This window comes from Pseudarthrobacter sp. MOO13, from assembly GCF_058267655.1.
Genome location: NZ_CM177848.1, coordinates 2997435 through 3010726, shown reverse-complemented (window position 1 = coordinate 3010726; position 13292 = coordinate 2997435). Strand labels below are relative to the sequence as shown.

Annotated in this window: 12 protein-coding genes; 5 read left to right on the top strand and 7 right to left on the bottom strand. The window is 67.5% G+C overall.

What is annotated here, in order from left to right; genetic code table 11:
* Positions 1 to 16: 16 nt before the first annotated feature.
* Positions 17 to 748, bottom strand: coding sequence for a hemerythrin domain-containing protein (locus AC4EEO_RS13755; protein ID WP_491339053.1), 732 nt, complete (start codon positions 746 to 748; stop codon positions 17 to 19).
* Between the two features lie 121 nt (positions 749 to 869).
* Positions 870 to 2459, bottom strand: a complete 1590-nt coding sequence (locus AC4EEO_RS13750; protein WP_491339052.1) for an alkaline phosphatase D family protein — start codon at positions 2457 to 2459, stop codon at positions 870 to 872.
* A gap of 202 nt (positions 2460 to 2661) precedes the next feature.
* Between AC4EEO_RS13750 and AC4EEO_RS13745 the strand changes: the two genes are divergently transcribed.
* The 3 genes from AC4EEO_RS13745 to AC4EEO_RS13735 all read left to right on the top strand — a co-directional run bounded on the left by AC4EEO_RS13745 (position 2662) and on the right by AC4EEO_RS13735 (position 7995).
* On the top strand, positions 2662 to 3369 hold the full coding sequence (locus AC4EEO_RS13745) for a hypothetical protein (protein WP_240617810.1): 708 nt from the start codon (positions 2662 to 2664) through the stop codon (positions 3367 to 3369).
* Positions 3370 to 3478: 109 nt separating this feature from the next.
* On the top strand, positions 3479 to 6223 hold the full coding sequence (gene mgtA / locus AC4EEO_RS13740; RefSeq protein WP_491339051.1) for a magnesium-translocating P-type ATPase: 2745 nt from the start codon (positions 3479 to 3481) through the stop codon (positions 6221 to 6223).
* Positions 6224 to 6318: 95 nt separating this feature from the next.
* Positions 6319 to 7995, top strand: coding sequence for a GAF domain-containing sensor histidine kinase (locus AC4EEO_RS13735; RefSeq protein WP_491339050.1), 1677 nt, complete (start codon positions 6319 to 6321; stop codon positions 7993 to 7995).
* Between the two features lie 35 nt (positions 7996 to 8030).
* Here AC4EEO_RS13735 and AC4EEO_RS13730 read toward each other — a convergent pair whose 3' ends face one another.
* A complete protein-coding gene (locus AC4EEO_RS13730; RefSeq protein ID WP_491339049.1) occupies positions 8031 to 8714 on the bottom strand; it encodes a response regulator in 684 nt (227 codons plus the stop codon).
* A gap of 253 nt (positions 8715 to 8967) precedes the next feature.
* Here AC4EEO_RS13730 and AC4EEO_RS13725 point away from each other — a divergent pair, with 253 nt between their 5' ends.
* A complete protein-coding gene (locus AC4EEO_RS13725; protein WP_491339048.1) occupies positions 8968 to 9672 on the top strand; it encodes a hypothetical protein in 705 nt (234 codons plus the stop codon).
* 3 nt (positions 9673 to 9675) lie between these two features.
* Here AC4EEO_RS13725 and AC4EEO_RS13720 read toward each other — a convergent pair whose 3' ends face one another.
* From AC4EEO_RS13720 to AC4EEO_RS13710, 3 genes are read right to left on the bottom strand one after another with little or no spacing between them, the layout of a single operon-like run.
* Positions 9676 to 10440 (bottom strand): alpha/beta fold hydrolase, encoded by a 765-nt coding sequence (locus AC4EEO_RS13720; protein WP_491339047.1) that lies wholly within the window; start codon positions 10438 to 10440, stop codon positions 9676 to 9678.
* A 24-nt stretch (positions 10441 to 10464) separates the two neighbouring features.
* A complete protein-coding gene (locus tag AC4EEO_RS13715) occupies positions 10465 to 11730 on the bottom strand; it encodes a flavin-containing monooxygenase (protein WP_491339046.1) in 1266 nt (421 codons plus the stop codon).
* Positions 11731 to 11732: 2 nt separating this feature from the next.
* Positions 11733 to 12134: a TfoX/Sxy family protein gene (locus tag AC4EEO_RS13710; protein ID WP_491339045.1), complete on the bottom strand. Its 402-nt coding sequence runs from the start codon at positions 12132 to 12134 to the stop codon at positions 11733 to 11735.
* Between the two features lie 342 nt (positions 12135 to 12476).
* Between AC4EEO_RS13710 and AC4EEO_RS13705 the strand changes: the two genes are divergently transcribed.
* Positions 12477 to 12680 carry a cold-shock protein gene (locus tag AC4EEO_RS13705; RefSeq protein ID WP_009372930.1) on the top strand — a complete coding sequence of 68 codons (204 nt, stop codon included), beginning with the start codon at positions 12477 to 12479 and terminating at the stop codon, positions 12678 to 12680.
* Between the two features lie 141 nt (positions 12681 to 12821).
* On the opposite strand, the gene AC4EEO_RS13700 is transcribed toward AC4EEO_RS13705, so the two are convergent.
* Positions 12822 to 13256, bottom strand: a complete 435-nt coding sequence (locus tag AC4EEO_RS13700; RefSeq protein WP_491339044.1) for a YdeI/OmpD-associated family protein — start codon at positions 13254 to 13256, stop codon at positions 12822 to 12824.
* Between the last annotated feature and the right edge of the window lie 36 nt (positions 13257 to 13292).

The window sequence follows — 13292 nt, the reverse complement described above, 5'->3', positions numbered from 1 at the left end:
TACCCGGCCAAGAGGCCTAGAGCGTTGGGGGAATGGGCCGTCCCGGAAACAGCGCGGCATACTGTTTCCGGTACATCCGCCGCCCAACCAGCTTGTAGGCAAGCCGGACGGGTGCGGGGATTTCCTTGAACAGTTCAACCTGGTCTTCCCGCGGATTCGTCGCAAGCACCATGCCGAGGTACCCCACCAGGAATTTCTTGTCGAGTTCCTGGATCCCGTGCTGGCCGACCGCGGCAGCTTCCTTCTCTGTCATCACCCTGTCCGCAACAGGCATCATCTCCGTGACCTCGCGGCGCAGATGGACATTGAGGACTCCGGACAGGTCTTCATAGCGGGCCGCGAGTTCCGCGCCGAACTCCTCATCCGCCGTCTGCATCCAGCGCAGCCGGACCGGCTCTATGGCCTGCAGCCTCTGCGTGACCTGCCTGTGCTGCTCGAGCATCTGCCCCACATGAAGTGCGCATGCCGGTGCCCGCTCCTTCAGTTGCGGGTACATCAGGAGGTCTTCGCCTTCGTGGTGGATATGCAGTACCTTGTCGAAGTTGCCCAGCACTTCGCCTACGTAGGCTGCCCGCGCAGTGTCGCCGGGGGCGGCGGAGCGCACCAGTCCCGGTGCCTCGCCGTAGGCCCAGAGGAAGAAGCGGTGGATGCGGCGCATGGCAGCGGTTCCGGTGCACAGCACCGGTCCGGGCGGCAGCGGAGCTGCGGTCTCACCGGGCTGCATGGTGAAGAAGTCGGTCATGAGCATGGCCCTTTCCAGTCTCGCGAGACTAAGGACCTCTCCCCGCGAGCATCCTAGTCCCGCGCCCCGGCGCACACAATGCGCACCGCAACGGGCTCTGGGCGGCGACGGCGTAGTTTGGGACCCGTCAGGCCCGCGCCTGCAACCCGGGAACGCCGTCGCGGATTTCGAAGGAGGCTTTCGTGGACACCGGTGCGCCGGGCGTGGTCACGTGGTCCAGCACCCGGAAGTCCGCGGTGATCGCGTCCCTGGTGATGCGGGTGGCCACGTAGCCGCGGTTGTCGTTGTAGAACTTCAGGTGCGGGTTCCAGGCCATGGTGGCATCCGTGGTGGAGCCGGTGCCGTCACCGGTGGAGGTGATCGAGGTGCACACCAGTTCCGAACCCACCACGGGGGAGGCGGGGTCCTTGTAGTCAACTTTGACGTCGTTGGCCCAGTTGCGGTGCACATCGCCCGTCAGCACCACGGCGTTGCGGACGTTCGCGTCCACCCACCCCTGGGTGATGCGGCGGCGGGAGGCGGCGTACCCGTCCCAGCCGTCCATGGAAACGTCGTCGATGTCCGGCGCCTTGTTCCGGTCGCGCTCCGCGAAGAAGACCTGCTGGCCCAGGATGTCCCAGCGCTGGGTGGAGCTGCGGAACCCGTCCAGCAGCCACTTCTCCTGCTCGGCACCGGTGATGGTCCGGTCCTCGGTAAGCCGTTCAGCCACATTCTTCTGCCAGCCGTCGCCTGCCAGCTGGTCGTCCCGGTACTGCCTGGTGTCCATCATGTGGAAGTTGGCGAGCTGGCCCCACTGGACCCTGCGGTAGATCTTCATATCCGGTCCGGCCGGCAGCGAGGACGGGCGCAGCGGCATGTTCTCGTAGTACGCCTGGAACGCGGCGGCGCGGCGCTGGCGGAAATGCTCCACGCTGTCATTGAGCTGGCCGGCGTCCTTGTTCTCCGGAACGTCGTCCGCCCAGTTGTTGTCCACCTCGTGGTCATCCCAGACCACCAGCCACGGCGCGGCGGCATGCGCAGCCTGGAGGTCGCCGTCGGCCTTGTACTGCGCGTGCCGCTGGCGGTAGCTTGCCAGCGAGACCGTCTCCGGGCCCTCGTGGTCGCGCGGGTTGCCGCCGCCGATCACGTAGCTGTCCTTTTTGTACTCGTACAGGTAGTCGCCCAGGTGCAGCACCAGGTCCGGGTGGTCCTCCGCCAGGCGCCGGTACGCGGTGAAGTAGCCGTGCTCGTACTGCGCGCAGCTGGCGAACGCCATGGCCAGCGCCGCGGGGGTCTCGTGCAGGGCGGGGCTGGTGAGGGTCCGTCCCACCGGGCTGACGTGCTTGCCGGTGCGGAACCGGTAGAAGTATTCGCGGCCCGGCTTCAGGCCCCGCAACTCCACGTGCACCGAGTGTGCGGTCTCGATCCTGGCCTGCTCCACGCCGCGGGCCACCACGCTGCGCATGCCTGCGTCCTCGGCAACTTCCCATTGCACGGCCACCGGCCGGGACGGCATGCCGCCCAGCCCGTCCTCCGCTACCGGGTTGACGGCCAGCCGGGTCCACAGGACGAAGCCGTCCGGCCAGGGCTCGCCCGACGCGATGCCGAGCATGAAGGGATCGGTGCGGAGTCCGGCGTCGTCCGCGGTGGAAACGGCGACGGCGGCACCCGGCAATGCGGCGACCAGGCCGGCCCCGAGGCCGGCGGAGATAAGGGATCTGCGGGAAATGTTGTCCATGGCTCCCACCGTATTTCCAGCCCTTGTACAGGATTTTAGGAGCGTATGAATGGCTGGTTAACGGCATGACAAGAAATGACAGCTAGTTCGGGCGGATCTCGGAAGGAGCCGCCGGACTTAAGTCCCTGTTCTGGAGTAACCCCCGGGAGTACCGTCAACAGTGGATCCTGCGCCTGCGGGAACCGCGTTAGTAGGGGGCATCATGGCCAAGGCCGGGCTTTCGGTTCTCAGTGTTTTGGGGCTTACCGCCACGATCATGCTGACAGGGTGCTTTGGCCCGCCGGCCCCGTCCCCCAGCACCAGTTCCGCGGCACCAAGTACGACGACGGCCCCAACCCCGAGTGCCACGGCAAGCCCTTCCGCCGCGCCAACCTCCACAGCCGCCACCACAACGCCCGCCACGACGGCAGCCGCGCCGGGCACCACCGCCGCCGCGCCGCCGTCGTCCGCCCCTGCCAGCCCGACGGCTACGCAGGAACCCAGCCCAACCGGCCTCCCGGAGCAGGTGGGCCCGCTGACCATCTACTACGTGGCCGTCGATGACAACGGTGTGTCCGGTCCCAAGATCGGCTGCGGCGACAGCCTGGTGGCCACCACCACCGGGCCCGTCCGCTTCACGGACCAGGTGGGCCCCAGCGTCGGGACCCTGCTCGCGAACAAGAGCCGGGACGTGGGCATGTCCGGACTGATCAACGCGCTGTACCAGTCGAACCTGACGTACGTGGCCGGTGAGCTGGACGGCAGCACCATCACCATCTGGCTGACCGGGCAGTTCATGCTGGGCGGCGTGTGCGACATCCCGCGGGCGAAGGCCCAACTGGAGTACACCGCCATGGCCGCCTCCGGTGCCACCAGCGCGCAGGTGTTCGTCAACGGCCGCCCCATTGATGAGGTCCTCAGCCTTAAGTAGCGCCGTCAGCCCCGACCGCTTGAAGGCATAGGAGCACGTGCAGCGCCACTGTCGGCCCGGCGTCGTACTCTTGGATCCATCCACTACTTAAGTGTGCGAACGGACCCAGATGCCAGAGCTGAACGTGCAGGAGCGGACATCCCTCCTGCTGCCCATTACCGAGGCAGCGGGCCTGACGACGGACCAGGCACTCGCACGGCTGGGATCCGGTCCGGGTGGGCTCACCGGCGAGGAAGCGGAACGGCGCCTGGCGGAGATCGGGCCCAACGCCGTCCGCACCCACCGGGCCAACGGGTGGGCCGTGCTGGGCCGCCAGTTCGCCAGCCCCATCCTGATCCTGCTGCTCATCACCGCCGGGCTGTCCCTCTTCCTGGGGGACGCCACCAACTCGATCGTCATCGGCGTGATCCTCCTGGTCAGCGTTGGCCTCGGATTCACCAACGAGTTCCGGGCCGAGCGCGCGTCCGAGGCCCTGCACGACCGCGTCACCCACCGTGCCGTGGTGCTCCGCGACGGAGCCACCACGGAAGTGGACGTCACCGCGCTGGTGCCCGGCGACGTCGTCCATCTCTCCCTGGGTGCCATCATCCCGGCGGACATCCGCCTCCTGGCCACCGGCAACCTCCTCTGTGACGAAAGCATCCTGACGGGGGAGTCCCTGCCCGCCGCCAAGGACCCCGCCGCCGTGCAGGCCGGCGCGGCGCTGGCGGACCTCTCTTCCTGCGCGTTCATGGGCACCGTCATCCAGTCCGGCAACTGCACCGGCGTGGTGGTGGCCACCGGCGGCCGGGCCGAATTCGGCCGGATCGCCCTGGGCCTGGGCGAACGGCAGCCGCAAACTGAATTCCAGCTGGGCCTCAAACGGTTCTCCTTCCTGCTGCTCCAGGTGGCCATCGGACTCACCACGCTCATCTTCATCGCCAACCTGCTGCTGCAGCGGCCGCTGATCGAATCGCTGCTGTTCTCCCTGGCCATCGCGGTGGGCATCACGCCGCAGCTGCTCCCCGCCGTCGTCAGCACTTCCCTGGCCACCGGCACCCGCCAGCTCGCGAAGCGGAAGGTCCTGGTCAAACGGCTGGTGTGCATCGAGGACCTGGGGGACATGGACATCCTGGTCACGGACAAGACCGGCACCCTCACCGAAGGGAGAATCAGCTTCACGGCCGTCCTCCCGGCCACGGCGGAGCTGCCCGGCGACGCCCTGCTCACCCTGGGCCTGCTGGCCACCGAGGCGGACTACACCGAGGCGAAGCTCACCTCCGCCGGGCAAAACCCGCTGGACGCCGCCCTCTGGGACAGCCCGGGCGCCTCCGGATTCGAGCCCGCCCGTTACGAGCGGCTGGACATGATCGGCTTCGACCACCAGCGCCGCCGCACCACCGTGCTGGTGCGGGACGCCGGCGGGCCGCCGCAACTGGTCACCAAGGGCGCCCCCGAGGACGTCCTCGCCCTTTGCGGTCCGGTCGCCCCGGCCGTGCAGGCCCTGCTGGATGAACAGTTCGACGCCGGCTCCAGGGTCGTCGCCGTCGCCACCCGCCAGGCCGACGGGCAGGACACGCTGACCGCGGCCGATGAACGCGGCCTCACCCTGGCAGGCTTCCTCGTGTTCCTGGACCGGCCCAAGGCCAACGCCCGGCAATCGCTGGACCGGCTGGAGGAACTGGGCATCTCGGTCAAGATCGCCACGGGTGACAACGCCAAAGTGGCCGAGAAGGTCTGCGCCGACCTGGACGTCCTCTCGGGCGGCACCCTCACCGGGGCGGACATCGACGCCCTGTCCGACGCCGAACTCGCCGCCTCCGCCCGCACGGCCACCATCTTCGCCCGGGTATCGCCCGAGCAAAAAGCCCGCATCATCGCCTTGCTGCGCCAAAGCGGCGGGTCCGTCGGATTCATGGGCGACGGCGTCAACGACGCCCTCGCTTTGCACAAGGCGGACATCGGCATCTCCGTGGACAGTGCCACGGACGTCGCCAAGGACGCGGCCGACGTCGTCCTCCTGGACAAGGACCTCGGCGTCCTGGCCGAAGGGGTGATGGAGGGCCGGCGGATCTTCGCGAACACCATCAAATATGTCCTGATGGGCACCTCCAGCAACTTCGGCAACATGTTCAGCGCCGCCGTCGCGTCCGTGGTGCTGAGCTTCCTGCCCATGCTCCCCGGCCAGATCCTGCTCAACAACCTGCTGTATGACAGCGGCCAGCTGGCCATCCCGGGCGACCGCGTGGACAAGGAACAGCTCCGCGCCCCCTCGCACTGGAACATCGCCTTCATCCGCCGGTTCATGTTCCTCTTCGGGCCCATCAGTTCGCTGTTCGACTTCGCCACGTTTGCCCTGATGCTGTTCGTGTTCGATGCCGTACCGGGGGAGTTCCGGGCCGGCTGGTTCATCGAGTCCATCGCCACCCAGACCCTGATCATCTTCGCCATCCGCACCCGGCGCGTGCCGTTCGTGCGGAGCCGGCCATCCGCCGGGCTGATCACGGCGTCCCTGGGCGTGGTGGCGCTGGGCATCCTCCTGCCACTGTCTCCGCTGCAGGGCGTGCTCGGGTTCGACCCCCTGCCCGTCCCGTTCTTCCTTGCGCTGCTGGGCATGATCGTCCTGTACCTGGTGCTGGTGGAGATCGCCAAGGCATGGTTCTTCGCCCGCGCCGCCCAGCAGGTGCCAACTGTCCCGGTCCGGCGCCGGGCGGACACCCACCACATCGCCCGCCGCGCCTTCCGCTTCAGCATCCCCGTCAAGGTCCCCCGGATCACGGCCGGCCCGGCAGGAATCCGGCCTCCCGGCGGGCGCCGGCACCGGGTCCAACCAATTTCCCCTGGCCAGGGTCCGGTGCGGCGGTCCGGGGGTTAGCATGACAGGGAGAGGGTCTTGGACTGTCTTACCCGGATTCAGGGCGATGAAGCCCGCCGTGGATCATGCTGGTCAACCGACCGAGGTGTCTTATCGTGTGGCGTGAACCTATCAGGCGGCGGACCCGCGAACTCCTCCGCGAGTTCGTGGACCGGGCAGACGAGCTGGTGCGGACACAGGAGCATGTGGAGGGCCTCCTCGGTGCGGTGGTGTCCCTCGCGGAAGACCTCAGCCTCGAAGCGGTCCTTGACCGGGTGGTGCAATCCGCCTGCGAACTCGTCGGCGCGCGCTACGGCGCCTTGGGCGTCATCGGCGACGACCAGCAGCTCAGCCACTTCATCACCGTCGGCATCGACGACGACGGCATCCGCGTCATTGGTGACCTCCCCACCGGCCACGGCGTTCTTGGGCAGCTGATCCGCGAACCCAAGCCCTTGCGGCTCCATGACCTGGGCGAGCACCCGATGGCTGTCGGCTTCCCGGCCAACCACCCGCCCATGAAGACCTTCCTTGGCGTTCCGGTGCGCGTCCGGGACACCGTCTTCGGAAACCTCTACCTGACCGAGAAAATCGACGGCCAGGACTTCACCGCAGAGGACGAGGACCTGGCCGTTGCCCTCGCCTCAGCCGCGGGCGTGGCGATCCAGAACGCGCGCCTGTACGAGGACAGCAGCAGCCGCCAGCGCTGGCTGGAGGCAGGGATGGAAGTCAGCGACCGGCTGAAGGCCAACCCGCGGTCCGATACGGAGAATTTGGAAATGATTGCCGAGGCGGCAATGCACGCCTCGGCCTCGGCCTTGTCCCTGGTTGCGTCTGTTGCCGATGACGGGACCCTGCGGTGCCGGACCTCCATGGGCGTCCAGTCGGTACCAGCCGGGCAGGAACTGCCCGCATCACCCGTGGTTGCCGAGGTGCTTGCGTCGCGGCAGTCCAAGACCCTGACCGATCCCCGCCAGGTGTTTGAGCCGGCGTCGGGGGAAAAACTTGGTCCGGTCCTGGTGGCCGCCCTGGGCAGCGACACGGATGGCGAGCGCGACAGCGTGCTGATCCTGGCACGTTCAGCCGGCGGAGCAGGTTATACGGACCTGGACGTTGAACAGAGCGCGGTGTTCGCCTCACGGATAGGGCTGACGCTTGAACTCCTCAAAGCGAACCAGCTGCGGGAAGAACACGCACTGTTCATCGACCGGGAACGGATTGCGGCGGACCTGCATGACCTCGTCATCCAGCGGCTGTTCGCTGCCGGACTCAGCATCCAAAGCCTGCGCCGCTACACCTCTGACCCGGATGCCCACGAACGCCGCATTGCGGGCATCACCGCCGAGCTGGACGACTGCATCCACCAGCTCCGTGACACCATCTATTCGCTCCAGGCCCGGCAGCCCGACCGGGAGCTCCTGAGCGGCCGCGTCCTCCGCGCCGTCCTGGAGGCTGCCAATGCAGCAGGGTTCCTGCCGAGGGTCCAACTTTCCGGACCCGTTGACCTGGTGGGCGACGACATCGCCGAGCAGCTGCTTCCGGTGCTGACCGAAAGCGTCAGCAACGCGGTGCGGCATTCGGGATCGGAGGATATCCATGTGGTGCTGGCCGCCCTGGACAGCGAGGTTGTCCTGACCGTGCGCGACCATGGGCGGGGCTTCGAGAATCCCGGACGGGTCAGCGGGCTGGAGAACATGAAAATCCGTGCAGCCCGCCTGGGCGGCAGTTGCGTCATCGACAGCACTCCCGGCGAGGGGACGAGGGTGACCTGGACGGTCCCCACAGTGGTGTGAGGGGCGCCGGGGTGAGGGTGTCCGTGTCCGGGCCGTCAGGACACCACGTCCCAGGCCCGGGGGATGGGAAACGGGATCAGCGGGTCCCGGCGCCGGAAACCCAGTTTCTTCAGGACAGAGGAAACGCTGACAATGACGGCGTCCTCAGGCAGCCGCATCTCCTGCCCGATCTGCCGGTTCGTCAACCCCCGCGCCATGAAGGCGAGGATCTTCCGTTCCATATCAGTGAGGCTCTTCAACCACGAGGCAGACGACGCGGCATACAGGCTTTCGGCCACCCGGTCCCTGATCTCGGAGGTGAACAAGGTGTCCCCGGCGGCAGCGCGGCGGATGCGGTCCAGCAGTTCCGTGTGGTCCCTTACCTGTTTGAGGAGGTAACCGGAGGCGCCCGCCAGAACCGTGGCGCGCGCCGCATGCTGTTCGTCCCAGCCGGTCAGGATCAGGGATTTCACCGCCGGGGCTGTGGCGCGGAGGTCCCGGCAGACCTCTATCCCGGTACCGTCCGGCAGCCGGTCGTCCAAGACAGCAAGGTCCGGGTTCAGGCTGGGGATAAGACGGCATGCCTCCGCGGCCGAACCACTTTCTCCTGCCACGGCAAAGCCATCGTTTTCGAGCAGGTCCCGAAGGCCCCGTCGAACCGGTTCGTGGTCGTTGAGGATGAAGATCCGGGCGGACCCGGGGGACCGGAACACATCCCGGGGTGCTGCGGGTGTTTCCATCTGTATGCTCTCGTCGGCTCGTGGCCCTTCCCGGCCGCCGGTTTGACTCAGCCGCCCCTGGTGGAAGGAACCTCAATTATCATCCCGCAGCACGGTCCCCGGCTGGCAGGGTCCAAAGTCCATAGCCGGTTTCTTCACCGATCAGCTGGGCGGCAAGCGGGGGGCTTTGTGCCCTGTTTCGGCCAATGCGGCCGCCCTAGCCTGAGATGAGCAGGGCGGTGCCGCGCCGCCTGCCTGATCCGGGAGGCGCACGGTGAAATCGACTAATGCAAGCATTATCGCAGGCATCGTCCTCATCGCGTTGGGTGGGTTGTTGTTGCTGGACCGGCTTGGCGTCACGGACAGCGGGGCCTTTGTGGCACCGCTGATTTTCGCGGCGGTGGGGGTCCTGTTCGCCTCCCTGTTCGTCCGGCGCCGGGAAAACTGGTGGGCCGCCATCCCCGGCTCGGTTTTCCTTGGGCTGGCGGCCGTCATCGTCGCGACCCAACTGACGGACGGTGCGTGGGGCGCGGCGTTCCTGTTCCTGTTTATGGGCGGTGGATTCGCGGCCGTGTACCTGCGGGAGCGCGCCAACTGGTGGGCCCTCATTCCATCCGGAGTCATGTTCACCCTGGCGGCCATCGTGGCCCTGCCGCAGGCGATGCAGGGCACCCCCACCGCCGCCGTGCTGTTCCTCGGCCTGGCGGCCACGTTTGGGATGCTGTCCCTGGTTCCGGTCTATGAAGGCGGCCCTGCCGGCAATCAGGCGGAGCGGATGAAGTGGCCGCTGGTCCCGGCCGGCATCCTCGCCGCCATGGGCGCAATCTTCATCCTCCAGTCCGCGGCGGTGCTCATCCCGTTGGACTTCGCGTTCCCGGCGGTCATGATCCTGGCGGGCCTCGCCTTGATGGTTTACGCCTACCTCGCCCACCGCGACGGAGGGCAGAAGGCGCACGGTCCCGGCCGAACGGCAGGGTAAGGCTCAACCGGCATTTTCGGCCCGGCCCCAGTGGGCGCGGAGCAGCCCGGCGACCCGCCCAGGCTCCGCGCGGTGCGGCGGGTCGAAGTGATGGCGCCTCGGAAACACTTCCAGCCGGTAATCGCGGAAGACCCGGGACAGCCTCTCCGCATTGTCGCCCTGCTCGTCCGGGCTGCTCATGCCGCCCAGCACGAACAACACCGGTTTCGCGAAGGCGGCCAGGCTGCCGCGGTCAAGGTCGTAGGTGCCGAACTCGTGCAGGAAGGCGCTGATTCCGGCCGGCCGCTTGGCCATCCACGGCGGTGGCGGGCCCGGCGGCGGAGGCGGCAGGACGGCATCGGGCTTTACCTGGAGCTTCATAAAGGCGGGCAGGAACTCGTCCGGGGGCAGGTCGCTTAGTTCGCCATAGCGTTTCCACAACTCGGTGTGCGCCGGGCTCCAATCCCAGTTGCCAGCCCAAGCCGGCTCCAGCAGGGCCAGGCTGCGGACCCGGCCGGGATGGGAAGCAGTGAGCGCCAGGGCCGCCGCGCCGCCGCCGGAATAGCCCACCAGGTGGAAGGTGTCCCAACCGCGGGAGTCGGCCTCGCGCAGCACGCCGTCCGCTTCGGTGTCCAGGGTCCAACCCGGCGGCGGGGCGTCGGCGGCATAGAGTTCGAGGTCCTTGGCGATCGCGTCAGCGTCCGGGCCGAGGGCCTCCAGCAGGCCGTCATAGGCAGGGCCGGTGGGGAGGACGCTTCCGGGAAGCAGGATCACGCGGAACGGTTTCACAACTTGACCTCCTTGGGGTGCCGGTCAGCCCCGCGCTGCCAGGTGTTCAGTCACGTACTCGGCGTCCGGGCCCACGCCAACCAAGGTGGCGGAAATATGCCGGGTAAGCCAGGGAAGCCCGACGGCGTACAGGCCCGGGTGCTCCGTCACGCCTTTGCTGTGGCGCGGGTAGTTCCACTCGTCCAGGAGCGGAAGGTCCAGCATGCTGAAGTCCAGCCCATACCCGGTGGACCAGACGATGGAGGTAATTCCTTCCTCCCGCAGGTCCAGCCGGGAACCCGGCCCGTCCGGCTGCCAGCTGTCCGGTTCCGCCGGCTCGGCCTCGGGGGCGTCGATCCCCGCGGCGTCGATGTAAGCGTCAAAGAGCTTCTTGAACCGCTGGCCGAACCCCGCCTCCGCGGCAGCCAGGCGCTGGGCGAGGTCGTCAGTGAAGACGGGGACACCGTCGTCGACCCCCTCAAACCGGCCGTGCAGCCGGACCCCGCGCCGGCCCAGTCCGCGCAGCCGGACGCTGTGCCCGCCCCCGGTGCCGGACAGCAGCGGGTTGCACAGGAACCGCCCGGCGGGGGAGGGCAACTGGTCCACCAGCAGCGCGTTGATGCCGAAGTCGGGGCCATGGACGTTCACCTCCCGGATCCAGTGGAAGATGTCCTGGCCGCGGTAACGGCGCGGTGCCTCCGGGCAGGACGACACGGACAGGTGCACGGTCCGGCCGGCGTCGAGCAGGTCCTCCGTGATCTGGCCGCCGGACTGCCCCGTCCCCACCACCAGGACGGCCCCGGGCGGCAGTTGGTCCGGGTTGCGGTAGTCATGGCTGTGCAGTTGCAGGACCTCCGGGGCGATGCCGACGGCGGCGGCAGGGATCCGCGGGCGCTGGAACGCGCCGCTGGCGAGCACCACATTCCGGGCCGTCCAGGTGCCCTGGCCTGTCAGGACGTCGAAGCCGCCTTCCGTCGGGGTGATCCGGGTAACCCCGGTGTCCAGTTCCACCGGGGCTTGGATGTCCCTGGCGTAGCCGCGGAAGAACCCGATGGTGGCGTCCTTGGTCAGGAACCCGTCCGGGTCCGGCCCTGCATAGGGGGACCCCGGCAGGGCGACGGAGAAGTTCGGCGTGTTCAGGTAGAAGGAATCCCACCGGTCCTGCCAGGCGCCGCCGAGGGCGGGCCGCTGCTCCAGGATGCGGTGTTCCACGCCGCGCTGCGCCAGCCAGCAGCTGGTGGCCAGGCCCGCCTGGCCCGCACCCACCACCAGGGTGTTGGTGTCCTGCCGGGGAACCGCGGAGGCGGACACGGCTACCGCGCCGCTGTCCCGCGGCCGCTGGTCCGGGGCGCCCGGGTTTTGGGTTCCTTGGGCGGCAGGGTGGCCACGTAGTCCAGGGCTTTCCCGGCCCAGGCACGCGCCCGGGTGTCGTCACTGTCGCCCTCTTCGTTCCAGACGTCAGGCAGCCCGGTGTAGCCGCCCATGGGCCGCTCCGCGGGCCCGAACGGCACTGTCCGCTCTGAGGACTCCAACAGTTCTTTGTCCTCCCGGGACAGTTTCAGCCCGATGGTGGAACCGAACAAGCCCGCGAACATGTTGCCGTTGACGAACGCTCCGAGGTTGCCGAACATCGGCTTCACCACCACGCCCGGATGGTCCGGCACAAGGCGCCGGAAGCGTTCCTTTTCTTCCTCCGTCGCTTTGGGCATTTCCATGGCGTGACCTCCCGGTGGCAGCGTGGTTGTCAGCTGATATGGATGCAGGATATGCCTGTTTGGAACAGTGGGCGAGGGGCGGCTGCCCTCCGTTCCGGCCGGCCCAACGCTCCGGGACAGTCCGGTGCCGGATGACGGCGCACGGCGGTGGCCCCTACTTAATTAGGCGTGGGCCGAATCTCCTGTAGTGTTGAACCTGTTGTTGTGTTTATGCAGTTGGTAGTTCAGGCAGTACGCGCGGTCGAAAGTCCGTGTTCTTCTGAAGTAGCGGTTTTTGAACACCCCACACCGGAGGGCCCGAAAGTCGGGATTTTCCCTCCACCTTCACGAAGGACAAAAATAATGGCTACTGGTACCGTCAAATGGTTTAACGCTGAAAAGGGCTTCGGCTTCATCTCCCCGGACGACTCCTCGCAGGATGTTTTCGCGCACTACTCCGCGATCAACTCCAACGGCTTCCGCTCCCTCGAAGAGAACCAGAAGGTTTCCTTCGACACCGAGCAGGGCCCCAAGGGTCCCCAGGCCACCAACATCCAGGCTCTCTAATTTCTTAGGGTTCCGGGACCGTTAGGTTTCCAAGCAGGGCTTGCCGTCACCGGCAAGCCCTGCTTTTTGTTAACCCGGCTGTGCGAACTCCCTGTGCCTTCTGGTCCCCAGGCCGGCAGTCCAGTCCGGGGCAGCGGTAGGTTATCCGAGTTCGGCGAGGACCGCGGCAATCCTGCGGGAACGCGTTTCCTCGGTGCGCGCGCCGGTCACCGCGAGCACATGGCGCCGCTGGTTGCTGTAGGAGAGGGACTGGAAGCGTTCGGCCGCGGCTGTATCCGCAGCGAGGGCGGCAGCCAGGTCCTCAGGAACATCCACCGATCGCGGCTTGTCGTCCGGGACGAGCTCCACGGTGACCTCATCGCCGGCCTTGATACCGGCCAGCTTGCGGATCTCCGAGCTCACCGGGACCTTGGGTTCGCCCTTCATGGTGGCCACCGTACTCGGGTATTCAACACCGTTGATCGTGACCTGGACGGGGAAACGCTTGCCTCCGCCGAGGGCGGCCACCACGTCGTCGGGGACGCGGATTCCGGTGGCGGTGGCGCCGTCGAGATGGAGGATGGTTGTGAACTTCACGGCTGGCTCCTGTCAGGCTTGCGGGCAGGGAATGCT

Coding starts and splice junctions, on each gene's coding strand:
- AC4EEO_RS13755 (WP_491339053.1), bottom strand. CDS start 748: ATGCTCATGACCGACTTCTTCACCATGCAGCCCGGTGAGACCGCAGCT.
- AC4EEO_RS13745 (WP_240617810.1), top strand. CDS start 2,662: ATGGCCAAGGCCGGGCTTTCGGTTCTCAGTGTTTTGGGGCTTACCGCC.
- AC4EEO_RS13705 (WP_009372930.1), top strand. CDS start 12,477: ATGGCTACTGGTACCGTCAAATGGTTTAACGCTGAAAAGGGCTTCGGC.
- AC4EEO_RS13730 (WP_491339049.1), bottom strand. CDS start 8,714: ATGGAAACACCCGCAGCACCCCGGGATGTGTTCCGGTCCCCCGGGTCC.
- AC4EEO_RS13710 (WP_491339045.1), bottom strand. CDS start 12,134: ATGGAAATGCCCAAAGCGACGGAGGAAGAAAAGGAACGCTTCCGGCGC.
- AC4EEO_RS13750 (WP_491339052.1), bottom strand. CDS start 2,459: ATGGACAACATTTCCCGCAGATCCCTTATCTCCGCCGGCCTCGGGGCC.
- mgtA (WP_491339051.1), top strand. CDS start 3,479: ATGCCAGAGCTGAACGTGCAGGAGCGGACATCCCTCCTGCTGCCCATT.